The sequence below is a fragment of the Burkholderia cepacia genome, from assembly GCF_001039005.1.
Classification (GTDB): Bacteria; Pseudomonadota; Gammaproteobacteria; order Burkholderiales; family Burkholderiaceae; genus Burkholderia; species Burkholderia theae.
In genome coordinates this window covers 1-23674 of record NZ_LDWR01000013.1, presented here as the reverse complement: position 1 = coordinate 23674, position 23674 = coordinate 1, and the positions used below count along the sequence as shown (strand labels likewise).

Annotated in this window: 24 protein-coding genes; 8 read left to right on the top strand and 16 right to left on the bottom strand. The window is 68.0% G+C overall.

The features are described from left to right. Positions 1 to 370: 370 nt before the first annotated feature. The 5 genes from VL15_RS07880 to dapF form a co-directional block, all read right to left on the bottom strand. Entirely contained in the window at positions 371 to 1450 is a 1080-nt protein-coding gene (locus tag VL15_RS07880) for a CobW family GTP-binding protein (RefSeq protein ID WP_048244775.1), read from the bottom strand. A gap of 193 nt (positions 1451 to 1643) precedes the next feature. Next, positions 1644 to 2858 carry a class I SAM-dependent rRNA methyltransferase gene (locus tag VL15_RS07875; protein ID WP_048244647.1) on the bottom strand — a complete coding sequence of 405 codons (1215 nt, stop codon included), beginning with the start codon at positions 2856 to 2858 and terminating at the stop codon, positions 1644 to 1646. A gap of 76 nt (positions 2859 to 2934) precedes the next feature. Then, positions 2935 to 3855 (bottom strand): tyrosine recombinase XerC, encoded by a 921-nt coding sequence (gene xerC / locus VL15_RS07870; RefSeq protein WP_048244645.1) that lies wholly within the window; start codon positions 3853 to 3855, stop codon positions 2935 to 2937. A 13-nt stretch (positions 3856 to 3868) separates the two neighbouring features. Beyond that, positions 3869 to 4594 (bottom strand): DUF484 family protein, encoded by a 726-nt coding sequence (locus VL15_RS07865; protein ID WP_048244643.1) that lies wholly within the window; start codon positions 4592 to 4594, stop codon positions 3869 to 3871. 37 nt (positions 4595 to 4631) lie between these two features. Further along, a complete protein-coding gene (gene dapF / locus VL15_RS07860; protein ID WP_048244641.1) occupies positions 4632 to 5516 on the bottom strand; it encodes a diaminopimelate epimerase in 885 nt (294 codons plus the stop codon). 416 nt (positions 5517 to 5932) lie between these two features. On the opposite strand from dapF, the gene VL15_RS07855 reads away from it, so the two are divergent. Together VL15_RS07855 and VL15_RS07850 are read left to right on the top strand one after the other, a co-directional pair. Next, on the top strand, positions 5933 to 6211 hold the full coding sequence (locus VL15_RS07855; protein WP_048244640.1) for a type II toxin-antitoxin system RelE/ParE family toxin: 279 nt from the start codon (positions 5933 to 5935) through the stop codon (positions 6209 to 6211). A gap of 13 nt (positions 6212 to 6224) precedes the next feature. After that, positions 6225 to 6527, top strand: a complete 303-nt coding sequence (locus VL15_RS07850; protein ID WP_048244773.1) for a HigA family addiction module antitoxin — start codon at positions 6225 to 6227, stop codon at positions 6525 to 6527. Positions 6528 to 6558: 31 nt separating this feature from the next. Here the strand turns inward: VL15_RS07850 and VL15_RS07845 are convergent, their stop codons facing one another. After that, positions 6559 to 7443, bottom strand: a complete 885-nt coding sequence (locus tag VL15_RS07845; RefSeq protein WP_048244638.1) for a lipid A biosynthesis lauroyl acyltransferase — start codon at positions 7441 to 7443, stop codon at positions 6559 to 6561. 265 nt (positions 7444 to 7708) lie between these two features. Here VL15_RS07845 and metK point away from each other — a divergent pair, with 265 nt between their 5' ends. Then, the gene (gene metK, locus VL15_RS07840; protein WP_048244636.1) at positions 7709 to 8896 is read left to right on the top strand and encodes a methionine adenosyltransferase; all 1188 of its coding nucleotides are present in this window, start codon (positions 7709 to 7711) and stop codon (positions 8894 to 8896) included. A gap of 110 nt (positions 8897 to 9006) precedes the next feature. Here metK and VL15_RS07835 read toward each other — a convergent pair whose 3' ends face one another. Beyond that, a complete protein-coding gene (locus VL15_RS07835; protein WP_048244634.1) occupies positions 9007 to 9354 on the bottom strand; it encodes a hypothetical protein in 348 nt (115 codons plus the stop codon). Between the two features lie 353 nt (positions 9355 to 9707). Here VL15_RS07835 and VL15_RS07830 point away from each other — a divergent pair, with 353 nt between their 5' ends. Next, entirely contained in the window at positions 9708 to 10481 is a 774-nt protein-coding gene (locus tag VL15_RS07830; protein ID WP_048244632.1) for a phytanoyl-CoA dioxygenase family protein, read from the top strand. Between the two features lie 154 nt (positions 10482 to 10635). On the opposite strand, the gene VL15_RS07825 is transcribed toward VL15_RS07830, so the two are convergent. Continuing rightward, complete coding sequence (locus tag VL15_RS07825) at positions 10636 to 10842, bottom strand: DUF3185 family protein (RefSeq protein ID WP_048244630.1); 207 nt, start codon at positions 10840 to 10842, stop codon at positions 10636 to 10638. Positions 10843 to 11026: 184 nt separating this feature from the next. On the opposite strand from VL15_RS07825, the gene mgrA reads away from it, so the two are divergent. Next, positions 11027 to 12070: an L-glyceraldehyde 3-phosphate reductase gene (gene mgrA, locus VL15_RS07820; protein WP_048244628.1), complete on the top strand. Its 1044-nt coding sequence runs from the start codon at positions 11027 to 11029 to the stop codon at positions 12068 to 12070. Between the two features lie 108 nt (positions 12071 to 12178). Here mgrA and VL15_RS07815 read toward each other — a convergent pair whose 3' ends face one another. Together VL15_RS07815 and VL15_RS07810 are read right to left on the bottom strand one after the other, a co-directional pair. Next, entirely contained in the window at positions 12179 to 12364 is a 186-nt protein-coding gene (locus tag VL15_RS07815; RefSeq protein WP_014895742.1) for a hypothetical protein, read from the bottom strand. 300 nt (positions 12365 to 12664) lie between these two features. Continuing rightward, positions 12665 to 13546: a DMT family transporter gene (locus tag VL15_RS07810; RefSeq protein WP_048244627.1), complete on the bottom strand. Its 882-nt coding sequence runs from the start codon at positions 13544 to 13546 to the stop codon at positions 12665 to 12667. A gap of 650 nt (positions 13547 to 14196) precedes the next feature. On the opposite strand from VL15_RS07810, the gene VL15_RS07805 reads away from it, so the two are divergent. Both VL15_RS07805 and VL15_RS07800 read left to right on the top strand, forming a co-directional pair. Continuing rightward, on the top strand, positions 14197 to 14409 hold the full coding sequence (locus tag VL15_RS07805) for a hypothetical protein (protein ID WP_011353523.1): 213 nt from the start codon (positions 14197 to 14199) through the stop codon (positions 14407 to 14409). A 58-nt stretch (positions 14410 to 14467) separates the two neighbouring features. After that, positions 14468 to 15490: a serine/threonine protein kinase gene (locus VL15_RS07800; protein WP_080970753.1), complete on the top strand. Its 1023-nt coding sequence runs from the start codon at positions 14468 to 14470 to the stop codon at positions 15488 to 15490. A 72-nt stretch (positions 15491 to 15562) separates the two neighbouring features. Here VL15_RS07800 and VL15_RS07795 read toward each other — a convergent pair whose 3' ends face one another. Continuing rightward, the gene (locus VL15_RS07795) at positions 15563 to 17005 is read right to left on the bottom strand and encodes a coniferyl aldehyde dehydrogenase (RefSeq protein ID WP_048244623.1); all 1443 of its coding nucleotides are present in this window, start codon (positions 17003 to 17005) and stop codon (positions 15563 to 15565) included. 39 nt (positions 17006 to 17044) lie between these two features. Next, positions 17045 to 17188 (bottom strand): hypothetical protein, encoded by a 144-nt coding sequence (locus VL15_RS41780; protein ID WP_155420148.1) that lies wholly within the window; start codon positions 17186 to 17188, stop codon positions 17045 to 17047. An 831-nt stretch (positions 17189 to 18019) separates the two neighbouring features. Here VL15_RS41780 and VL15_RS07785 point away from each other — a divergent pair. Beyond that, the gene (locus tag VL15_RS07785; RefSeq protein WP_048244619.1) at positions 18020 to 19660 is read left to right on the top strand and encodes a GMC family oxidoreductase; all 1641 of its coding nucleotides are present in this window, start codon (positions 18020 to 18022) and stop codon (positions 19658 to 19660) included. A 27-nt stretch (positions 19661 to 19687) separates the two neighbouring features. Here VL15_RS07785 and VL15_RS07780 read toward each other — a convergent pair whose 3' ends face one another. From VL15_RS07780 to fliH, 4 genes are all read right to left on the bottom strand, one after another. Then, positions 19688 to 21085, bottom strand: a complete 1398-nt coding sequence (locus VL15_RS07780) for a flagellar hook-length control protein FliK (RefSeq protein WP_048244617.1) — start codon at positions 21083 to 21085, stop codon at positions 19688 to 19690. Between the two features lie 30 nt (positions 21086 to 21115). Continuing rightward, on the bottom strand, positions 21116 to 21574 hold the full coding sequence (gene fliJ / locus VL15_RS07775; protein ID WP_048244615.1) for a flagellar export protein FliJ: 459 nt from the start codon (positions 21572 to 21574) through the stop codon (positions 21116 to 21118). Between the two features lie 5 nt (positions 21575 to 21579). Beyond that, complete coding sequence (gene fliI, locus VL15_RS07770; protein WP_048244614.1) at positions 21580 to 23130, bottom strand: flagellar protein export ATPase FliI; 1551 nt, start codon at positions 23128 to 23130, stop codon at positions 21580 to 21582. Further along, the coding region (fliH, locus tag VL15_RS07765; protein WP_048244612.1) for a flagellar assembly protein FliH at positions 23124 to 23674 on the bottom strand (551 nt) is incomplete at its 5' end. The genes fliI and fliH, both read right to left, overlap by 7 nt.

Sequence of the window (23674 nt, the reverse complement as noted above, 5' to 3'; positions counted from 1 at the left end):
TTCTCAAATACCAGGACAGGCCTGGCGCGGATTTGCGCGCGGCGAACCGGTGTGCTGCGCGGCAGATCGCATCGGCCGCGGCCGGGTGGCGGATGGGCGATCCGGCGCGGTTGCGATGCCCGGAAACTGGTTCAGCAAGAACCGGGCCTGTTTGTTGCCGTACTCCAGCGGGCACGTATTGTAACTGAATCGCAAGCGGGCGCCGTATCGGGTCGATCCCCGTCGGCTGCGCCAATATCTAGAAAATATAACGCGCAAATCGCGAAAAAGCGATGACGGCGAAACCCTGCCCGGAAAGGGCGCCGCGCGACCGCCGCGGCGGCCCGCGGAGGCGGCCGGGCGGCGGGGTGCGCGACCGCGCCCGCGTGCGTCAGGCGAGGCAGGCGTCGAGGCCGTCGGTGATCAGGTCCTGCGGCAGGTCGACACCGATGAACACCATCTTGTTGGTCTTCTTCTCGGCCGGCAGCCACTTCGCGGCGAGGTCGCTGCCCATCATCTGGTGCACGCCCTGGAACACGACCTTGCGGTCGACGCCCTTCATGAACAGCACGCCCTTGTAGCGCAGCATCCGCTCGCCGTAGATCTGCAGGATGCCGCCGAGGAAGTCTTCCAGCTTGTTCGGGTCGAACGGGCGGTCGTTGCGGTACACGAACGACTTGATCTTGTCGTCGTGGTGCGCGTGGTGGTGATGGTGATGGCCGTGGTCGTGATCGTGCGCGCATTGGCCGTGATCGTGGTCGCAATCGGCGTGATCGTGACCATGGTCATGATCGTGGTGGTCATGCGCGTGGTCGTCTTCGGCGAGGAAGTCGGGGTCGATCTCGAGCTTTGCGTTCAGGTTGAAGCCGCGCAGGTCGAAGATTTCCTTGATGTCTGCCTCACCGAAATTCACGACCTTGATCGCCGCCTTCGGGTTCATGTGCATCAGGCGGTGCTTGAGGCCGGCGACGGTCTGGTCGTCGACGAGGTCCGACTTCGTGATGAACAGGCGGTCGGCGAAACCGACCTGGCGCTGCACGACTTCGTGTTCGTCGAGCTGCGCGTTCGCGTGCTTCGCGTCGACGAGCGTGATGACCGCGTCGAGCAGGAAGTCGTCGGCGATTTCGCTGTCGATAAAGAAGGTTTGCGCGACCGGGCCCGGGTTCGCGAGGCCGGTCGTCTCGATCACGATGCGGTCGAAGTCGAGCTTGCCTTCGCGCTTCTTCGCGGCGAGATCGCCGAGCGCGCGTGCGAGGTCGCCGCGGATCGTGCAGCAGATGCAGCCGTTGCTCATCTGGATGATCTGCTCGTTCGAATCCTGCACCAGGATTTCGTTGTCGATGTTCTCTTCGCCGAACTCGTTCTCGATCACGGCGATCTTCATGCCGTGCGGTTCGTTCAGGATGCGCTTGAGCAGCGTCGTCTTGCCGCTGCCGAGAAAGCCGGTAAGGATGGTGACGGGAGTGGCCATGTCGGTCGCCTGTGGTTCGTGAATCGGGGTCAAAACCAGAATGTGCGTCGCGCCCTCGCGCTGCGAGCCGGGGCGCACAACCATTCATTGAAACATACCTGTCAAGCCCTCGCCCGTCGTCCGGACGACAGGCGAAAGCGCTGGCCCGCCAGGCAGGGCCGGCGGACGGTGGTGTCCGCCAAGATCGGGGCGATCAGACGATTTGCAACAGCAGGCCCTTCAGATATTCGCCTTCCGGGAACGCGGCGAGCAGCGGGTGATCGACGCCCGCGCCGAGCCGCTTCAGGATGCGCGCGTCGACCTTCGCGTCGGCTGCCGCGCCCGCGACGATCTTCTGGAACAGATCCATGTCGATCGCGCCCGAGCACGAGTACGTGAACAGCAGGCCGCCCGGACGCAGCAGCTTGAAGCCGCTCAGGTTGATGTCCTTGTAGGCGCGCGCCGCGCGATCGACGCTGTCGCGGGTCGGCGCGAACTTCGGCGGGTCGAGCACGATCAGGTCGAAACGCTCGCCTTCGTCGACGAGGCGGCGCAGCGTCTTGAACGCGTCCGCGTCGAGCCAGGTCGCGCGTTCGGCGTCGAAGCCGTTGGCCACGACGTTCTGCTGCGCGAGCGCAAGCGCATCGCCCGACGAGTCGATCGACACCACGCGTTTTGCGCCGCCCTTGAGCGCCGCGAGCGAGAAGCCGCCCGTGTAGCAGAAGCAGTTCAGCACGTCGCGATCGGCCGCGTACTGCGCGACGAGCGCGCGGTTGTCGCGCTGGTCGACGTAGAAGCCCGTCTTGTGGCCGTTCGGCACGTCGACGTGATAGCGCACGCCGTTTTCGTTCGCGATCAGCGTCGCGGGCGGCGCATCGCCCGCCAGCACGCCGGTCGTCTGTTCGAGCCCTTCCTTGTCGCGGATCGACACGTCCGAGCGCTCGTACACGTTCGGGCAGCCCGTCGCGCCGGCAAGCGCCGCGACGATCGCGTCCTTCCACGCTTCGACGCCCGCGGCCATGAACTGGCAGACGAGCTGGCCGCGCGGCGCCGCGCCGGCTTCGGCGGTGTCCGCGACGTAGTAGTCGACGATCAGCCCCGGCAGCCCGTCGGCCTCGCCGAATACGAGCCGTACCGCGCCGGTGCCCGACACCATCGTCGTGCGGTGTGCGACCGCGCGCTGCACGCGGCGCTTGAAGAACGCGTGGTCGATCGGCTCGTTCTCGTCGAAGCTCCATACGCGCACGCGGATCTGCGACTGCGGGCTGTACGCGCCGCGCGCGAGGAAGCGGCCGTCGTGCGCGCGCACGATCACGGTCGTGCCGGGCGCGGGCTTGCCGTCGACGCGGTCGATCGCATTGGCGTAGACCCACGGATGGCGGCGCAGCAGCGATTTTTCCTTGGACGGCTTGAGTGTGACGGTTTGCATGATGAGATCGAGGTGGGCCGCGCGCGAAGCCGACCGCTGTCGGTCGCCGCGCACGGCGGGTAACACGGGAAACGCGTCAGTCGCGCTTCTTCGCGCGCGGATGCGCGCTGTCGTAAATCTTGGCGAGATGCTGGAAGTCGAGCGACGTATAGACCTGTGTCGCGGCGACGCTCGCGTGGCCGAGCAGTTCCTGCACCGCACGCAGGTCGCCGCTCGACTGCAGCACGTGCGTCGCGAACGAGTGACGCAGCACGTGCGGATGAACGTTGGCGGGGATGCCCGCGGCGAGTGCCGCGCGCTTCACGCGCTCGCGCACGACACCGGGCGCCATCCGGTTGCCGCGCACGGACAGGAACAGCGGATGCGGGTCGTGCTTCACGAATTCGCCGCGCACCGCGAGCCACGCGTTCAGCGCATCGATCGCCTTGCGGCCGACCGGCACCTTGCGCTCCTTGTTGCCCTTGCCGTGCACGGTGACTTCGGCTTCGGCGAGATCGAGCCAGCCGGCCGAGCGGTAGCCGTCGGCCTGCGTGTACACGGCATCGAGCCCGATCAACTCGGCCAGGCGCAGCCCCGACGAATAGAACAGCTCGAGGATCGCGTGGTCGCGGATGCCTTCGGTCGTGCCGGGGACCGGCGCGTCCATCAATGCCGATGCGTCGTCGACCGACAGCGCCTTCGGCAGGGTTTTCGGCCGTTTGGGCGCGCGCACCGCGGCAACCGGGTTCGCGGGCATCTCGATGCGCTGCGCGAGCCAGCGGTAGAACGCGCGCCACGCGGACAGCCGATGCGAGATCGACCGCGCGGACAGCCCGCCCGAATGTGCGCGCGCGACTGCGCCGCGCATGTCGGCGGCCGTCAGCACTTCGAGCGGCCGGCCGGCCGCGAGCTTCTTCAGCTCATCGAGTTCGTGCGTGTACGCGCGCAGCGTGTGTTCCGACAGCTGCCTGACGTGCTTCAGGTTCGACAGGTAGGCGGCGACCGGATCGTCTGTCATCGCGTGCGGCGGATCAGTGCGGCAGCAGGCGCGTGAGCGCGGCGCTGGCGAGCGTCGAGATCTGCGCGAGGAAGTCGGTGGCCATCCCGTCGTGGAAGCGGCGCGGATCGGGCGAGCCGAGCACGAGCAGGCCGAACGCGGGCGCATCGTTGCCGGCGAGCGGCGCGCGCAGCGCGAGCAGCGCGACCGATGCGGCCGAGCCGTCGCCGGCCGGCGCGGCTTCAGCGCCTTCCGCCGCATGCGCGGCCGACGCGGCGACCGCGGGCGCGAGCCACTGCGCGGCCTCGAAGCCCGTGTTCGCGCCGCAGTACGGCGTCGACAGGCCGTTCGTGAAGAGGCGCACTTCCTCGCCGACCTGGCGCGCAAAGTCGGCCTGCGCGTAGGTGTCGGCGACGTCCCACACGCGCAGTGCCGTCTGCGGCACGTCGAACACGTCGGCGATGCCGTCGGCGATCGTGCGCGGCAGCGCGTACGGATCGCGTTCCGCGATCACGCGCGCGGTCCAGCGGCTGAACTTCGCGGACAGGCTGTCGTTCTCGTGGCCGTAGCGCACGAGCTCGGCGAGCCGGCGCTCGAGATGCTTGTTCTTGTCGCGCAGCATCTCCATCTGCCGCTCCTGCAGCGAGATCGCGGCCTTGCCGTGCGGGTTCGCGAGACGGATCGTCGCGAGCAGTTCGGCGTGCTGTGCGAAGAATTCGGGATTGGCGAGCAGGTAGTCGGCGACTTCGCGATCGTTCATGTGGCTGGCGCGTTCAGTTATCAAGGACGTTGCAGGGTCAGGCGTTCAGGTCGATCTCGCCTTCGAACACGGTCGCGGCGGGGCCGGCCATCATCAGCGCGGCGGTTTCGTCGCGCGCGCCGTCCCAGCCGATCGTCAGCGTGCCGCCGTGCGTGTGCACGGTCACGGGCGAATCGAGCAGGCCGCGCCGAATACCGGCCGCCACCGCCGCGCACGCGCCCGTGCCGCACGCGAGCGTCTCGCCCGCGCCGCGTTCGTACACGCGCAGCTTCACTTCGTTGCGCGACACGATCTGCATGAAGCCGGCGTTCACGCGCTGCGGGAAGCGCGCATGGTGCTCGATCAGCGGGCCTTCTTCCAGCACGGGATACGCTTCGGCATCGTCGACGATCTGCACCGCGTGCGGATTGCCCATCGACACCGTCGAGATCCAGCGCGTCGCGCCGCCGACGTCGAGCGGCCACAGCGTGTCGCGGCCTTCGGTGCGGCCGTCGAGACCCGAAGCGCCTGGACCGGCCGTATCGAACGGCACCTGCGCCGGCGCGAACACGGGCGCACCCATGTCGACGACGACCTCGCCGTTGTCCTGCAGCGTCAGCGTGATCAGGCCCTTCATGACCTGCACGCGCACGCTGCGCTTGTCGGTCAGGCCGCGATCGCTGACGAACTTCACGAAGCAGCGTGCGCCGTTGCCGCAGTGTTCGACTTCGCCGCCGTCGCAATTGAAGATCCGGTACTTGAAATCCGCGCCGTCGACGGTCGGTTTTTCGACGAGCAGCAACTGGTCGGCGCCGATGCCGAAGTGCCGGCTGGTGAGCGCGCGCACCTGCGCCTCGGTAAGCAGCGGCAACGCGCGCGAATAGCCGTCGAGCACGACAAAGTCGTTGCCCGCGCCGTGCATCTTGGTGAACGAGAGTTTCACTGGGTCCGGAATTCCATGGCGAACAAGGCGGTCGGCACGATGCGAACGGCCCGCCGTCACGCCGGGCGGCCTCGTTCGTCGTGCTGATCTCAACCGCAAATGATACATGCAGCCGACAGGGGCGTCCTGCGCGGGCGGGCGTTTCGCGTCGTCGGCGAAGGCGGAACGGGCGGCATCTGTCGATCGGTCGACTGGTCGCGTCCGCAGCGAGGGGACAAATTCACGCTGTGTGGCGGGCGTTGTCGCGGCAGAGGCGAGGCCGGCGTTGCGTGCCCGACGCGCGGCGAAAGGACTGGACACCCCGGACGCACGATTTCGTACGGGTCAAATTGACAGGGTAATCGCGCGATTCGTATAGTGTGGCTATACGCATACAGGCCATGCTGTCGACATCGCGACTCGAGCGCGGGAGGTCCATGATCAAGTCATGGCAGCACAAGGGACTGGAAGCGTTTTTCATGAACGGGAGCAAGGCGGGCATCGTGCCGGACCACGCTCCAAGGCTGCGGCGCTTGCTTGCCCGTCTCGACGTGTCGAGCCGACCGCTCGACATGAACGTGCCGGGCTGGCGCCTCCACAGCCTTGCCGGCGGGCTGGACGGTTACTACTCGGTGAGCGTGAGCAGCAACTGGCGCCTGACGTTCCGATTCGATGGCCCCGATGTCGTCCTGGTCAATTACCAGGACTATCACTGAGATGATTCAAGCCATGACACGCCTCTTCAATCCGCCCCATCCGGGCGAAGCGCTGCGCGATGACGTGCTGCCGGCGCTCGGTCTGACCGTCACCGAAGCCGCCGCGCAGCTCGGCGTGACGCGCGCGGCGCTGTCGCGCATCCTGCACGGCCATGCCGGTATCTCGCCGGAAATGGCGCTGCGCCTCGAAGCGTGGCTCGGCGAGGAAAACGGGGGAAGGGCGGATCTGTGGCTCGCGCAGCAGTCGGCCTACGATCTGTGGCAGGCGCGCGCGAAAGGCGCGCCGAAGGTGGCGAGGGCGCAGGCGCGCACCTGACGGCGCGCCCGCGGCTTTCGCCCCGGCAGGGTCAGTACAGGCTCGGTTCGCCGGGCGGGCGCGTCTTGAAGCGCTTGTGGACCCAGTAGTACTGCTCGGGCATCAGCGGAATCTGTTCCTCGAGGAATTGGTTCATCCGTCGCGCGTCGAGATCGTCGTCGCCGGTCGGGTAGTTGGCCCACGGCTTGAAGACCTTCAGCCGGTAACCCTTGTAGTTCGGTAGCACCTCGCCGATAAAGGGCAGAACCTGCGCGTGGCCGGTCTTGGCGAACCGGCCGACCGCCGTCAGCGTGCAGGCCGGTACGCCGAAAAAGGGCACGAACGTCGAGTTGCGCAGCCCGTAGTCCATGTCGGCGCCCAGCATCACCGGCTTGCGGTCGCGCAGCCAGCGCAGCACGGTACGCGCGCTGTCCGCCCGGCTCGCCAGCTCCGCACCGAAGCGGCTGCGGCCGGCTTTGGCCGCGGCTTCGATTTCCGGGTTCTTCATCGGCGTGTAGAGCGAGCCGCACGTGCGGCCGAGTGCGAGATTGATCGCCATCGAGCCGGCCTCGATGCCGACGAAATGGAAACCGAGCAAGAGGGTCGGCGGCATGTCCGGATCGCTGAGGTCGACCTCGCTCTCGACCGTAAACAGCTTGCGGTAGGCCTGTTCCGACGCGAACCACTGGTAGCTGCGCTCGACGTAGCTGCGGATCGCGTGGCGGAAATGCAGGCCGGCCACTTCCTCGCGCCGCTCGTCGCTCCAGTCCGGGAAGCAGAGTTTCAGATTGGTATGTACGATGCGCTTTCGCCCGCTGGGGATCTGGTACAGCAGCCAGCCGAGACCGTCGCCGAGCCGTGCGGTCAGGCCGTACGGCAACCGGGCGAGCAGTTTCAGGAAGCCGATGGCGAGGTGCGTGCCGAGGCGGCCTAGCATGCGAAACCTCCGTGGGGCCGGCTGACCGGCGCGTTGCGAACGGGGGAGTAAGACGGTGGAAGATGCAGCACGAGCGGCACTCTGTGACAATTCAGGAAAGCCGCTATAATACGGTCTTCGCCGAGTTAACTGACAACTTGCGGGGCGAAGCCGGACGGTGCGATACGCGCTGCCCGGTACTGGTAATCCGCTAAAGCGTCGCCGCTTCAGGCCCCACGAAGCTGGCTACGTGAAACCAACCGTAACCAAACAGGAGCTTGAAAAAGTGGCAAACGATTATCTCTTCACGTCCGAATCCGTCTCCGAAGGCCATCCGGACAAAGTCGCGGACCAAATCTCGGACGCGATTCTCGACGCCATCCTCGAGCAGGACAAATATTCGCGCGTTGCGGCGGAAACGCTGTGCAACACGGGTCTCGTCGTTCTGGCCGGTGAAATCACCACGACGGCCAACATCGACTACATCCAGATCGCGCGCGACACGATCAAGCGCATCGGCTACGACAACACCGAGTACGGCATCGACTACAAGGGTTGCGCGGTGCTCGTCGCGTACGACAAGCAGTCGCCGGACATCGCCCAGGGCGTCGATCGTGCACACGACGACAACCTCGACCAGGGCGCGGGCGACCAGGGCCTGATGTTCGGTTACGCGTGCGACGAAACGCCGGAACTGATGCCGCTGCCGATCTACCTGTCGCACCGTCTCGTCGAGCGCCAGGCCAGCCTGCGCCGCGACGGCCGCCTGCAATGGCTGCGCCCGGACGCGAAGTCGCAGGTGACGGTTCGCTATGTCGACGGCAAGCCGCATTCGATCGACACCGTCGTGCTGTCGACGCAGCACGCACCGGAGATCGAACTGCCCGCGCTGCGCGAAGCCGTGATCGAGGAAATCATCAAGCCGACGCTGCCGGCCGACCTGATCAAGGGCGACATCAAGTTCCTCGTGAACCCGACCGGCCGGTTCGTGATCGGCGGCCCGCAGGGCGATTGCGGCCTGACCGGCCGCAAGATCATCGTCGACACGTACGGCGGTGCCGCACCGCACGGCGGCGGCGCGTTCTCGGGCAAGGATCCGTCGAAGGTCGACCGTTCGGCTGCATATGCAGGCCGCTACGTCGCGAAGAACATCGTCGCCGCCGGCCTCGCGTCGCGTGCGCTGATCCAGGTGTCGTACGCGATCGGCGTCGCGGAGCCGACTTCGGTGATGGTCAACACGTTCGGCACGGGCCGCGTGTCGGATGCGGTGATCACGAAGCTCGTGCGCGAGCATTTCGACCTGCGTCCGAAGGGCATCATCAAGATGCTCGACCTGCTGCGCCCGATTTACGAGAAGACCGCTGCTTACGGCCACTTCGGCCGCGAAGAGCCGGAATTCTCGTGGGAAGCGACCGACAAGGCGCTCGCACTGGCCGAAGCGGCCGGCGTGGAGCCGACGGCACGCGTCGCGTAAGCGTCGTTCGCCTGAAATGAAAAACCCCGCCATTGGCGGGGTTTTTTTATGGGTTTCGATCGCCGGCGCAACGGCGGCGATCATGGCGGGCGGTGCCCGCCGGCGCGATTTCAGCGCGCGCCGAACCCGAACCCGAACCAGCCGTTGCTGGCCGCGAGGCGGCGCGGGCGGTTGACGCGGCGCTGCGGGCCGAGCGCACGGCGCAGCGCAAGCGCGCGCATCGACGACGGCTTCTGCAGCAGCGAGCGCAGGCCGGCACGGCGGGCGAACGCCTGCGTGCTCACCATCGAGAAAAACGCGTGGAACCACGCACGGATGCCGTCCAGCCGGCTGTGTGCGTGAGTATGCTCGGCCAGTGCCTGCGTGCGTGCGCGGTGATGGCGCAGCGAGCGGGCAGGAGCGGACGGCACGACGCGCTTCGCAGCGTGGCTGAATCGGGAAGTCAGACGGAATGGCATGTGAACGATGCTTCGCTTGTATGGGTGGCGCCCTTGAAGAGCGCACTGGTATGAACGGCCTCGGATGGCGCAACGGATCTTATCGAAAGTCGCTGCGTGCCGCGCCCGCCAGAACTGACAGGCCGCGTCAGGCTACAGGGGATTCATGACGGGCAAAAGTCGCGATAAACCCTTGTGCCACAAGGCGTGTGCCGCATACCGCCTGTCGGTGAGGCCACCGCCGCGCCGCACAGTTCCCTTGACCCGGATCAAATCGGCGATTGGCATGCCCCTGCGCACGACAATGGCGCTGTTCGCCGCATCCGGCGCCGATTTACAATCGTCACATTCACACAATAAACGTCTGGCATCCCATGTCGTCTCCATTGCAGTCGGAATCGATCCGCGCGCAAGTCGCGGAATTGCGCGAACGCGGCTTCGTCGTCGCGCGTGGCCTCGTCGGTGAGCAACAGTGCGCGGCGCTCAAGCAGATCGCGGAGCGCCAGTTGCGGGAGGCCGCCGAGCCGATCGAGTTCGAGGCGGACCTGCGCTACCCGGGCGCACCCGAGTCGAAGCATGCGCCGGGCGGGCACACGGTGCGGCGGCTGCTCGATGCGTACACGCGCGATCCGGCATTCGCCGAGCGCGCAATCGCACCCGAAATCGGCGCGTGGATGCGCGAGTATTTCGGTGAAGAGCCCGTGCTGTCGCGCGCGCATCACAACTGCATGATGACGAAGCATCCCGCGTACGGCAGCCTGACCGGCTGGCATCGCGATTTCCGCTACTGGTCGTTCGAGCGGCCTGACATGGTGTCGGTGTGGCTCGCGCTCGGGCCGGAAACGAACGAGAACGGCGCATTGTGGCTCGTGCCGGGTTCGCATACGGCCGAATTCGGGCCGGAAGCGTTCGACGATGCGAAGTTCTTCCGCGGCGACCTGCCGGAGAACCGGAAGATGATCGATGCGGCGACGTGCCCGCCGCTCCAGACGGGCGACGTCGTGTTCTTCCACAGCAACACGCTGCATTCGGCCGGGCAGAACCGTTCCGACCAGGTGAAGTTCTCGCTCGTGTACACCTACCATGGCGCGAGCAACCGGCCGGTGCCGGGTACGCGCTCGGCGGCGAAGCCGGAAGTGCAGTTCTAGGCGCGGATCGGACGGCCGGCGAGGCCGTCGCGATCGCGAGATGCGACACTGCGCATCGCGGGCGAATGGAGCAACGGGCGGCCTGGCCGCCCGTTTCGTTTTGCACGGCCCGATCGGGTGACGCGGGCCGTTCGCGCGTCGCGCGGTTGTGCGATCAGCGCTTGCTGCCCGGCATCGCGAGGCCGATCAGGCCGATGAACGAGGCGACGGCGCCGCCGACGATCAGCAGGATCGTCTTCGTCGCGGGCGAGCCGGTGAAGAAGCGCGACATGTCGTCGTTGATCGAATGGAACGACTGTCCGCCGAAATACAGCAGCACGACGCCGCCGACGAGCAGCGCAACCGAGATGACCCGGGACATACCAACCTCGCTGTAACGGTGATTCGAGACGCCGCAGTGTAGGCGACCACCGCGGTCGCGTCCATTGCCGTGCGCGCATCGGTCGCCTTCGCTACCATAGCCGTCATGCGTTTTCTTCGCCGCCGTCGCGCCCTGGGTGCGGCCGGCGCGCGCCCCTCCCTCCGACGTCCCGACGGAAATACTCATGGCCTACGAAGCAGCTTCCGAACGTTATGCCGACATGCAATACCGCACCTGCGGCAAATCCGGGCTCAAACTGCCCGCCCTGTCGCTCGGCCTGTGGCACAACTTCGGCGACTCGACGCCGATCTCGACGCAGCGCGAGATCCTGCGCACCGCGTTCGACCTCGGCATCAACCACTTCGATCTCGCGAACAACTACGGGCCGCCGTACGGCAGCGCCGAAACCAACTTCGGCCGGCTGCTGAAGGAGGATTTCCGGCCGTATCGCGACGAGCTGCTGATCTCGACGAAGGCCGGCTGGGACATGTGGCCGGGGCCGTACGGCAGCGGCGGTGGGTCGCGCAAGTACGTGCTCGCGAGCCTCGACCAGAGCCTGCAGCGGATGGGGCTCGACTACGTCGACATCTTCTATTCGCACCGCTTCGACGCGCACACGCCGCTCGAGGAAACGGCGGGCGCGCTCGCGTCGGCCGTGCAGCAGGGCAAGGCGCTCTACATCGGCATTTCGTCGTATTCGGCGGCGAAGACGCGCGAGATGGCCGAGCTGCTCGCGCAGTACCGGGTGCCGCTGCTGATCCACCAGCCTTCGTACAACATGCTGAACCGCTGGATCGAGAGCGAACTGCTCGGCACGCTCGACGACGTCGGCACGGGCAGCATCGCCTTTACGCCGCTCGCGCAGGGGCTGCTCACGTCGAAGTACCTGAATGGCGTGCCGGCCGACGCGCGCGTGAACAAGCCGGGCGGCGGCTCGCTGAAGCAGGACCACCTGAGCGCGGACAACCTCGAGCATGTGCGCAAGCTCAACGCGATCGCCGAACGGCGCGGGCAGAGCCTCGCGCAGATGGCGCTTGCGTGGGTACTGCGCAACGGCCGCGTAACGTCCGCGCTGATCGGCGCGAGCCGGGCGGAGCAGGTGCGTGAAAACGTCGGCGCGCTGAAGAACCTCGAATTCTCGGCGGAGGAACTCGCGGAGATCGATCGTCACGCGACGGAAGGCGGCATCAATCTTTGGGAAAAGCCGTCCACCGATCAGGCCATCTGACCGGCAGGCAATACGGCATGCGAAACATCGCGTGCGGTATTGCAGACAGCCCGACGCATCGCTGCGGTGCAGCGATGCGCGTCAGGCAACGGGGTACGCTAGCTCGCGTTAGAGCAGCGCAGGCAGGCCTTCGACCAGCAATACCGCGACGCCGACGCCGAGGATGACGCCCAGCACACGCAGCAAGTTGTGGCGGAATTCGGTTGCGCACGGCACCGCGCCGAGAAATAGCGCTCCGGCCAGCGCCATCGGAATCAACAGGATGAAGTCGCCGATCGTGAAATAGGTGGTCATGCGTGTCTCCAGTGTCGGCCGGAGGGCGCTTCAGCGCTTACTCCAGATCCATGCCGGGTGTTTCTAGTCTTGGTCCGACCCGATTGCGAGCAGGGCGGTCAATTCGAGTATAGGCAACCGGCAGCGCTTTTCGCTATCCGAACCATTAAAAATCAGCGGAAAGCCCGGCGAATCGCGCACCTTTCCTGCAAGCAAGACGAACGCCTTGCACGTATCTTTCCCGTTCCTTTCGATATTTGCGGAATTGTCGTATGCGTCCGATGCGGGCCGCCGCACCCGCGGGCGCGGCGGCCTGTCCGCTTACGCGCGGTCGGGTTGCACGCGGGTGGCCGGCGCGCGGAACACGAGCGCGAGCCCCGCGATGATCGCGCCCATGCCGGCGAGCGCGAGCGGCTCGGGCCGGTTGCCGAGCCAGACGGCATCCATCAGCGTGGTGACGACGGGCACGAGATAGAACAGGCTCGTTACGTTGACGAGATCGCCGCGCTGCATCAGCCGGTAGAACAGCAGTTGCGCGATCACCGAAATCACGATGCCGAGCCACAGGAGCGGTACGACGAACGCCCAGCTCATGTCGAACGACACCGGCCGGAACGGCACGATCGTTACGCACAGCGCGAGGCCGATCGCATTCTGCAGCGGCAGCACGTCGACGGGTGCCGCGCGTACGCGTTTTTGCAGCAGCGAGCCGGCGGTCAGCGCGACGAGCGCCGTGAGCGCGCACGCAATGCCCGTGGCCGACAGGCCGACGCCACCCACGCCGCGCCACACGACGAGCGCGAGGCCGGCCAGCGACAGCGCGAGTCCCGCGACGCGCACGGGCTGCCAGCGCCGCTCGACGATCGCGAGCGTGAGGATCGGCTGCACGCCGAGGATCGTCGCGAGCACGCCCGGCGCGATCCCGCGCTCGAGCGCGAGCAGATAGAAGATCGAATAGCCGCCCATCATCAGCAAGCCGGTCAGCGCGGCCATGCGCCGTTCACCGCGCGGCGGCAGCCAGCGTCTGCGCATGAAGGCCAGCGCGAGCAGCACGAGCGAGGCGAGCGCGAAACGCGCGGTGAGAAAGACGAACGCGGATGCGTGACGCAGACCGAGTTCAGCGAAGATCGCGCCGCTGCTCCACAGCAGCACGAAGAGCGACGTCGCACCATGCGCGGCAAGCGCGCGTTTGAACGAAACCATGTGAATCCACCTGTCGAACGGATCGGAACGTTCCATCCGCACGCGCAGCAGCGAACCGTGCGTCACGACGCACGAACGGCAACTGACGGCGAAGGGAAGACGAAACGGAAACCGGCTGGTCAGCCGGCGCGTGCCGCCGGAGGGGGCGGCGCGGCGCCGACGAGCGGCGGTGCGACAGGAGGCGGGAGAACCGACGGATGCGCGCACGCCTGCGGCCGCGAGTCGAACTGCGGCCGGGATTTTGCGAGAGCGGACGTGAGCGGATGCATCGTGTCGGAATGCGGTTGAACGCGAACGAGTGTCAAAGGTAACGCAAGGCCGGCATCCCGTGCAACTGGCGTCGGCTTCGCGTGGCGCACGCCCGTTGCGTCAATCGCGTGCGCGCCGCGGCGCCGGGCGGATTCGGCGGGCAGTCACATTCGACAGGGTATGATGGGGGCAACCGCGCATGCAAGCGCACGCGCGGCGCAGTGGTTGATTGGAGACATTCGACGAATTCGCGGCACATCGCCTGCTTCTTCTTCTTTTCGCGCTTCGATAAACCGTGAACAATGGGATTACGCGCAACGCTCCGGTGAGAGCGGCGCGGATCGTGCATTTGCCGGCTCGTCAGCGGGCCGGGTTTCAAGATTCAAGAGTGGGGAACCATCATGCATGTCGGGTCGATTGTCTGCACTACCCATATCGCGGTGCCGAAGGGCGCGCGCGGCATCGTCCAGCGCGTCCTGGGCGACATGGCCATGGTGACCTGGTACGCGGGCGTACCGGGCGAGTCGAAGGAACTCAACACCGAGCCGTTCTTTCTCGAGGATCTGATCGACACCGGCGAATCCGTGCTGCCGGCCGGCGCGGCGCTTCACTGAGCACGCGCGTCGCACCGGACGCTCGTCTTTCGACCCGGCTGGCGGCACAATGCGGGGCATGACAGACGCTACTTCCGCTCCCGCTTCTCCCGCCGGCCCGCCGTTCGCCGGGCTCACGCCCGAGTGCGTGCTCGATGCGCTCGACAGCGTGCTGATGCCGGCCGGCCAGCGCACCGACGGGCGCCTGCTCGCTCTCAACAGCTACGAAAATCGCGTCTACCAGGTCGGCATCGAAGACGGCCCGCCGGTCGTCGCGAAGTTCTACCGCCCGGCGCGCTGGTCGGACGACGCGATCCTCGAAGAGCACGCGTTCGTCGCCGAACTCGCCGCGCGCGAGATTCCGGCGGTGCCCGCGCGCACGCTCGACGGCCGCACGCTGCACGCGTTCGACGGTTTCCGCTTCTCGATCTTCGAGCGGCGCGGCGGCCGCGCACCCGATCTCGATCGCAGCGACACGCTCGAATGGCTCGGCCGCTTCATCGGCCGGATCCATGCGGTCGGCGCGACGCAGCCGTATGTCGCGCGTCCGGTGCTCGACATCGGCACGTTCGGCTACGAGCCGCGCGACTACCTGCTCGCGCACGATTTCATTCCGGATGACGTGCGGCCCGCGTACGCGACGGCCGTCGCGCTCGCGCTCGAAGGCGTCGAGGCCGCGTTCGAACGTGCCGGCGAGATCCGGCTGCTGCGCACGCACGGCGACTGTCATCCGAGCAACGTGCTGTGGACCGATGCCGGCCCGCATTTCGTCGACTTCGACGACAGCCGGATGGCGCCCGCGATTCAGGATCTGTGGCTGCTGCTGCCGGGCGATCGCGAAGGCGCGTCGCGCGCGCTGGCGGACCTGCTGGCCGGCTATGAGGATTTCTGCGAATTCGAGCCGCGCGAGCTGCATCTCGTCGAAGCGCTGCGCACGCTGCGGCTGATCCACTACGCGGCATGGCTCGCGCGGCGCTGGAACGATCCTGCGTTTCCGGCCGCGTTTCCGTGGTTCAACACGCATCGTTACTGGGAAGCGCGCGTGCTCGAACTGCGCGAGCAGATCGGCGCGATGCAGGAAGGGCCGCTCTGGCCCGTGTGACGGCGCGCGCGGCACCTGCGCCGCGCGGCGGACTTGCGCGGGCCGCGGCGCGATGCGCGCGGCCCGTTCCGATCAGAACTTCAGCATCAGCTTGATCACTGCGGCGAAGCGCTTGCCGTACGGCGGTGCGATCAGGGCGCGCGTGTTCAGCCGCGCCTGCGTGAGCACGGGCTTCATCTTCGAGAACGTCACGAAGCCGTCGTAGCCGTGATACGCACCCATGCCGCTCGCACCGACACCGCCGAACGGCAGGCTGCCGCATGCGATGTGCATCAGTGCTTCGTTGATCGTCACACCGCCCGAGATCGTTTCGTGCATCACGCGGTCGATCGTGCCGCCATCCTCGTCGAACAGGTAGAGCGCGAGCGGACGCGGGCGCGCATTCACGTACGCAATCGCCTCGTCGAGCCGCTCGTACGGCACGAGCGGCAGCAGCGGCCCGAAGATTTCCTCCTGCATCAGTTGCGACGCGGCCGGCACCTGCGTGACCGCGCACGGCACGAAGCGGCGCGACGTGGGATCGGACGGTGCGTCGGACAGCGGATGCAGTTGCGCGCCGGCGGCCTGCGCGTCGCTCGCGAGCTGCTGCAGCCGCGCGTAATGGCGCGGCGACACGATCGTCGTGTAGTCGCCGTTGGCCGACAGGTCGGGATACATCTTCGCGAACCGGGCCCGCGCGCGCTCGATGAATGCGGCTTCCATCCCGCGCGGCAGCAGCACGTAGTCGGGCGCGATGCAGGTCTGGCCCGCGTTCAGCGTCTTGCCTGCGACGATCGCGTCGACGGCCGCATCGAAGCGCGCGTTCGGGCCGACGATCGCCGGCGACTTGCCGCCGAGTTCGAGCGTGACGGGCGTGAGGTTGTCGGCGGCAGCGCGCATCACGTGGCGGCCGACGTGCGTCGAGCCGGTGAACAGCAGGTGGTCGAACGGCAGTGCGCTGAACGCGGCGCCGACCTCCGCATCGCCGTTCACGACCGCGACGTGGTCGCGCGTGAAGGTCTTGGCGATCAGTTGCTCGAACAGCGCGGACGTACGCGGCGTCAGTTCGGACATCTTGATGATCGCGCGGTTGCCGGCGGCGAGCGCGCAGATCAGCGGGCCGGCCGCGAGCAGCACCGGGTAGTTCCACGGCACGACGATGCCGACCACGCCGAGCGGCTGCGGGATCACCTTCGCGCGCGCCGGGCGCAGCCACTTGTTCATCGGCTTGCGGATCGGTTTCATCCAGCGCTTGCCGTGCTTGAGCGCGTCGTCGATTTCTTCCTTCGCCATCCAGATTTCCGACAGCAGCACTTCCTGCTTCGAGCGATGACCGAAATCGGCGCTGATCGCTTCGGCGAGCGCATCCGCATGGTCGATCAGCATCATGCGCAGCGCACGCAGGTGCTGCACGCGGGTCTCCCATGCCGGGTAGGGCGCGCGCAGGTAGGCCGCGCGCTGGTCGCGCAGCAGCGACGTCAGCGCATCGGCCGACGGCAGTGCTTGCGGGGCCAGTTCGGGCAGGTCGTTCTTCATGTCGTCTCCTCCAGTTGGGCCTGGCTTGTCGGCCGGCCGTCACGCCGCACGCGAGCGCTCGGCGAGCGCGGCGGCGCGGATCGGGATGATGCGCGTCGCGCGGCGCGGGGCCGGATGCGACGGGTGTTCGAAAACCGGTTGCAGCGTGCGGCGAGCGTCGCATCCGCGCGACGGTTTCAGCATGCGAACGTCGTGCCGCACGGCATGCGCGCACGGCCTGATGCCGTGACGACCGGGCACGCGACGCCACCGTGCGACCGCGTGCCGATGCGCGGAAGCAGGGCGGCACGACGTGCATGCCAATTCGTGTCGCAGTGCATCCTGTTGCTGCGGCGGAAAGCCGTCCAAACGGTCGGCGACGACGTGTGCCGTTCGATTTCGATCGGCTGCGCGCATGACGCCGATCGTCCTCGCGCCGGCAGCCGTTTGAAATGAAATGCGGGCCGCACGCGTCGTATCCGGACAACCCGGTCGCCACGCGGCCTGCAGAACCTGGCGCTGCATCGTCGTCTCTCCCGTTTCGCGACGGATCGGCTTCTCGTGGCCGGCGCGTCGCGCGAAGCGAATCAATACATCTTAAATTTAGTTCACGCGGGCGTTTAGAGGAATCGCTCTTGAATCGGCGCGCCGCGCGCGCGACGCGTCATTCCACAATGCCCGAACACTAGGGTCTGTTTACATATGGAACGCGCATGCGTTGCCCCGAGAAGGGCCGCTCGCGAGGCGCGCGACGCCGCGAATACTGACGTATTCGCAAGGAGCGCAACGTGGCGAGCGGCCCTTCTCGGGGCAACCCCAAATTAAAGAGTTCATGTCACGGGAATGCCCGAAATCGCCCGTATGGCGGCGTCGCTCGTCGCTTGTTTGGCTCGGCCAAACGGCGCTCCTCACTTCTTGCCCTACGAGCGATTTCGGGCATTCGCATGTGCGTTCCATATGTAAACAGACCCTATAAGAGGGGACGCGGTCGCGCGGCGGTGCCGGGCGCCTTCCATGACACGACGGAGACGTGACATGCAATACGACTACATCATCGTCGGCGGCGGTTCGGGCGGATCGAGCCTGGCAGGCCGTCTCGCCGATGCCTGTCCCGACGCGACGATCGCGCTGATCGAGGCCGGGTCGCATACGGAGCGCAACCTGCTCGTCAACATGCCGGTCGGCATCGCGGCGCTGGTGCCGTTCAAGCTCGGCACGAACTACGGTTACGAAACGGTGCCGCAGCCGGGCCTCGGCGGGCGGCGCGGTTATCAGCCGCGCGGGCGCGGGATGGGCGGCTCGAGCGCGATCAACGCGATGATCTATACGCGCGGCCACCCGGGCGATTACGACGAATGGGCGCAGCTCGGCGCGACGGGCTGGGGCTGGCAGGACGTGCTGCCGTATTTCCGCCGCGCGGAAGGCAACGCGCGCGGCGCCGACGCGTGGCACGGCGCGGACGGCCCGCTGTCGGTGTCGGATCTGCGCTTTCGCAATCCGTTCTCCGAACGATTCATCCAGGCCGCGCACGCAGCCGGCTATCCGCTGAACGACGATTTCAACGGCGCGACGCAGGAAGGCGTCGGCTTCTATCAGGTCACCCACCGCGACGGCTCGCGCTGCAGCGTCGCGCGTGCCTATATCTACGGCCGCAACCGGTCGAACCTGCACGTGATCACCGACGCGACGGTGCTGCGCGTCGCGTTCGACGGCAAGCGCGCGGTCGGCGTCGAGCTGTCGCGCAACGGACGCGTCGAGACGCTCGGCGCGCGCGCGGAAGTGATCCTGTCGGCCGGTGCGTTCAATTCGCCGCAACTGCTGATGTGTTCGGGGATCGGCCCGGCGGAGCAATTGCGCCGGCACGGGATCGCGGTCGTGCAGGATGCGCCGGACGTCGGCACGAACCTGATCGACCATATCGACTTCATCATCAACACGCGCGTGAATTCGTCGGAGCTGGTCGGCGTGTGCCTGCGCGGGATCGCGAAGATGACGCCCGCGCTCGCGCGCTATTTCTCGAGCCGCACAGGGATGATGACGAGCAACGTCGCGGAGGCCGGCGGCTTCATCAAGAGCGATCCGTCGCTCGAGCGTCCCGACCTGCAACTGCATTTTTGCACGGCGCTCGTCGACGACCACAATCGCAAGATGCACTGGGGCTTCGGCTATTCGCTGCACGTCTGCGCGCTGCGGCCGTTCAGCCGCGGCACGGTGGCGCTCGCGAGCGGCGATGCGCGCGACGCGCCGCTGATCGATCCGCGCTTCTTCAGCGATGCGCGCGATCTCGACCTGCTCGTGCGCGGCACGCAGGCGATGCGCCGGATCCTGTCGCAGACGCCGCTCGCGTCGCAGGGCGGGCGCGAGCTGTACACGCGGGCGGACCAGAGCGAAGCCGAGTTGCGCGCGACGATCGTCGCGCATGCCGACACGATCTATCACCCGGTCGGCACGTGCCGGATGGGCGCCGATGCGCGCGCGGTCGTCGATCCGCAATTGCGCGTGCGTGGCGTCGAAGGATTGCGCGTGGTGGATGCGTCGGTGATGCCGACGCTGGTCGGCGGGAACACGAATGCGCCGTCGGTGATGATCGGCGAACGCGCGGCGGACTTCATCGTCGCGGCGCGCAAGGGCGGTGTGCCGAGCGGCGCGGCAGCCGCGGCGGTGCACGGCCGCTGAGCGGCGCGCACCGGGCGGCAATCATGCTCAGGCGAACGTATCGACGAGGCCGGCGCGGCTCACGCTCGTGGCGGCCGGTGCGGATTGCGCAGCGTCGGCCGGTGCATCGACGGCTGACGATCCGGCGTTCCCGCGTCGCGGCGACTGGCCGTGGGCGAAGGTCTGTTGCGGGTTCTGCTGCTGCGATGCGAAGCCACCGTCGCTGACGGTCGCGCTGCCGAGCCCGAGCCCGCCCGCTTCCATCGCTTCGCGCAACTTGGGCAGCGCGGCTTCGACCGCGTCGCGCACCTGCGCGTGCTGCGACACGAACAGCGCGTGTGCGTGGTTGTCCGCGACGCGCAGCACGACCTGCAGCGGACCGAGATCGGGCGGATTGAGCGTTAGCTCGGCGCTCTGCTGGTGCGCGTTCGACAGGAACACGACCTTCTGGCTCAACGCGTCCGTCCAGTCGGGCGTGCCGACGTGCGGAGCGAGCATGTGCGCGTTGGCGGCGGCGATCGCGCTCGCGGCCGGCGACAGCTGCAGGTTGGCCTGCGCCGCGGCCGCAGCCGTTGCGCCGGCCGCGAGCGTCGCGCTGGCGGCCGGATCCGTCGCGTCGCTGGCTGCCGCGAGCGCGTGCTGTGCGCCGGACTGCGCGTTCGCGGCGGCCTGCAGCGACTGCGCGGTGGCCTGCGTCGGCGTCTGCTGGGTGGCGGGTGCGCCTTTCGCGTCGGCGAGCGTGCGGTCGAAGGTCGGCACCTTCGGCGTGAGTGGTGCGGCGGCGGCGCCGGTCGATGCGGTCGACGCCGGTGCCGAAGTCGCGGCCGACGCCGTCGTGCCGGTCGCGGGCATCGCGATCGCACCCGAGCCGCCCGTCAGCTTGGCGAGCGCCGCCTGCAGCGCATCGTGGCCCGACGCTGGCGCGTCCGGCTGGGCGGCAGCATCCTTGGCTGCGTGATCCGCAAGCGTCGCCGTGGCGTCGGGCTGGCCGGCCACGGTCGTCTTTTGCGCCGTGCCAGCGGCAACGGCGGCGGCAGCGGCGGTAGCGGCATCGGCCGGCGTCGCGTTGTCCGGGCGCGCCTGCAGTTGCGCCTGCACGGCCGCGGCGGCGGCGAGCGCGGCCGCGTCGGGGCTGGGGTTCGGGTTGGCAGCGACGTTCGTGTCGTCGTCCGACGAATCGTCGTCGGTGGCGGACGGCTTCGCGCCGGCGGCCGGCGTCGACGAAGCCTGTTTCGTCGATGCATCGCGTGTGCCGGAAATCGTCGCGTCGTGACGCGTGACGACGCTTTGCTTCAGCGTCTGCGCGAACGGTACGGCGGCCGTGGCAGTCGACGCGGACGCGGCGTCGTTGCCGGTGGCGGTGCCGGACGAATTCGAGCCGCGGGCGGCCTTGAGTGCGGCGCCGGCGGTGTCGATCAGCGCGCCGAGCAGGGGCAGGGGAGGCATGGCGTTCTCTCGTTCGAATGCGGTGGTCGGTTACGACGAGCGGGCCGCGTCGGCCCGCATGCGCAGGATTTTCGCGGCATGTTCGTCGGAGTCGCGCTGTTCGCGCCGCGCGTCGCGTTGCGCTTCCTGCGCGACGCCGCGCGCCTGCAGGATTTCATACGAGCCGACGGTGCGTTTCTTCTGTTGCCAGTTCGGGCGTGCCTCGTCGATGCGGACTTCGGCAGCGGCCAGCACGTTGCGCTGTTGCGCGATCGCGGTGTCGAGCGTGTCGATGAACGCCTGGAAATTGCGCCAGTTGCCGGCCGGCATCCCGTGCTGCGCGGATTGCGCGAAGCGCGCGTGATATTCGTCGCGATAGCGCAGCAGCGCGTCGAGCTGCTCGGCGGCCGAGCTGCGGTCGCGTTGCGCGGTGCCGAGCTGCTTCGCGGCGGTGTCGAGGTCTTCCTGCGCGCGGTCGAGCAGCAACTGCAGGGGAAAGCCGTGAGCCATCTGGATCAGCCTCCGTAAGCGTCGAACAGCGCATCGAGCGCGGTAAGGCTCGATGCGAACGGCGCGCATTCGCGAAAGCCCTGCTGCAGGAATGCCTCGATGCGCGGGTAGAGCGCGATCGCGCGGTCGAGCTGCGCGTCGCGGCCGGGGGCGTAGGCGCCGACCGCGATCAGGTCGCGATTGCGCTGGTAGCGCGACAGCATCTGCTTGAACTGCCGCACGTGGTCGAGATGCGTTTCGTCGATCAGCGCGGTCATCGCGCGGCTGATCGATGCCTCGATGTCGATCGCGGGATAGTGGCCGGCCTCGGCGAGCGCGCGCGACAGCACGATGTGGCCGTCGAGGATCGCGCGCGCCGAATCGGCGATCGGATCCTGCTGGTCGTCGCCTTCGGTCAGCACGGTATAGAACGCGGTGATCGAGCCGCCGCCTTCCGGCCCGTTGCCGGTGCGCTCGACGAGCGCGGGCAGCTTCGCGAACACCGACGGCGGATAGCCTTTCGTCGCGGGCGGCTCGCCGATCGCCAGCGCGATCTCGCGCTGCGCCATCGCATAGCGCGTCAGCGAATCCATCAGCAGCAGCACGTGCTTGCCCTGGTCGCGGAAATACTCGGCGAGCGACGTCGCGTAGGCCGCGCCCTGCATCCGCAGCAGCGGCGACACGTCGGCCGGCGCCGCGACGACGACCGAGCGCGCGAGCCCGTCCTCGCCGAGGATCTGCTCGATGAATTCCTTCACTTCGCGGCCGCGTTCGCCGATCAGCCCGATCACGATCACTTCCGCGCTCGTGTAGCGGGCCATCGTGCCGAGCAGCACCGACTTGCCGACGCCGGAGCCCGCGAACAGGCCCATCCGCTGCCCGCGGCCGACGGTGAGCAGCGCGTTGATCGCGCGCACGCCGACGTCGAGCACGTGGTGGATCGGTTCGCGCTCGAGCGGGTTGATCGACGGCGCCGACAGCGGCGCGTCGACCTTCGACGCGAGCGGGCCGAGGCCGTCGAGCGGGCGGCCCGACGCGTCGACGACGCGCCCGAGCATCTCCCAGCCGACCGGCAGCCGCTTCGCGCCCGCGAGCGGATCGGCGACGAGCGCGCTTTCGAGCGGCCACACGCGCGCGCCGGGCAGCACGCCGGCGACGTCGGTGGTCGGCATCAGGAACAGGCGATCGCCGGCGAAGCCGACGACTTCCGCTTGCGCATGCGGCAGCGTGCTGCCGGGCGGCAGTTCGATCGTGCATTCGGCGCCGACCGACAGGCGCAGCCCGATCGCCTCGAGCACGAGGCCCGCTGCGCGCGTGAGGCGCCCGCACGGCCGCAGCGGCAGCGCGCGGTGGCTGCGTGCAGCGAGCCCGTTCAGGTGCGTGCGCCAGTGCGCGAGATGCGGATTGTGCGGCGCGCGCGGCGCGGCGTCGGCCGCGGCGGCTGCGTGCTGTTTTGCGTCGTGTGCGGTGTCGTACGCGGCGTCGTGCGCAGCGGGGCCGAACGACGCGAGCGCGAGTTCGCGCTCGAGCGGCGTCATCCCGTCGTGCGCGAGCGATTCGGGCGGCCGCGTCACCACGTGCTCACCTTGCCGATCGCCGCGGCGACGCGCTGCCAGCGCGTGGGCAGCGTCGCGTCGACTTCGCCGGTCGCGGCGTGCGCGCGGCAGCCGCCGCGCTCGATCGACGCGTCGGTGCGCACGTTCCAGCCGAGCGTATCGAGATCGTCCTGCAGGTAGGCTTCGACGACGGGCAGGTCGGCCGGATTCACCGCGAGATGCGGCGCGCCGGACAGCGCGGGTTCGGTCGCGAGCACGTCGCGCACGGCCGCGACGAGCGCGGCCGGGTCGTGCTTCACGTGCTGGCGCACGACCTGCTGTGCGATGTCGAGCGCGAGTTGCGCGATGTCGGCCGCGAGATCGTGCTCGGCGGTCGACACGGCCTCGCGGAACGACGCGGCCAGCGCGGCGAGCTGCGCGGCCTGTTCGCGCACATCGGTCTGGCCGGCCTCGAAACCCTGCGCACGGCCCTGCTCGAGACCGGCCTGGTAGCCGAGCGCCTGGCCTTCGACGTGGCCGGCCGCATGGCCTTCGGCGTGCGCGGCGTCGCGCACGCGCTGCAGTT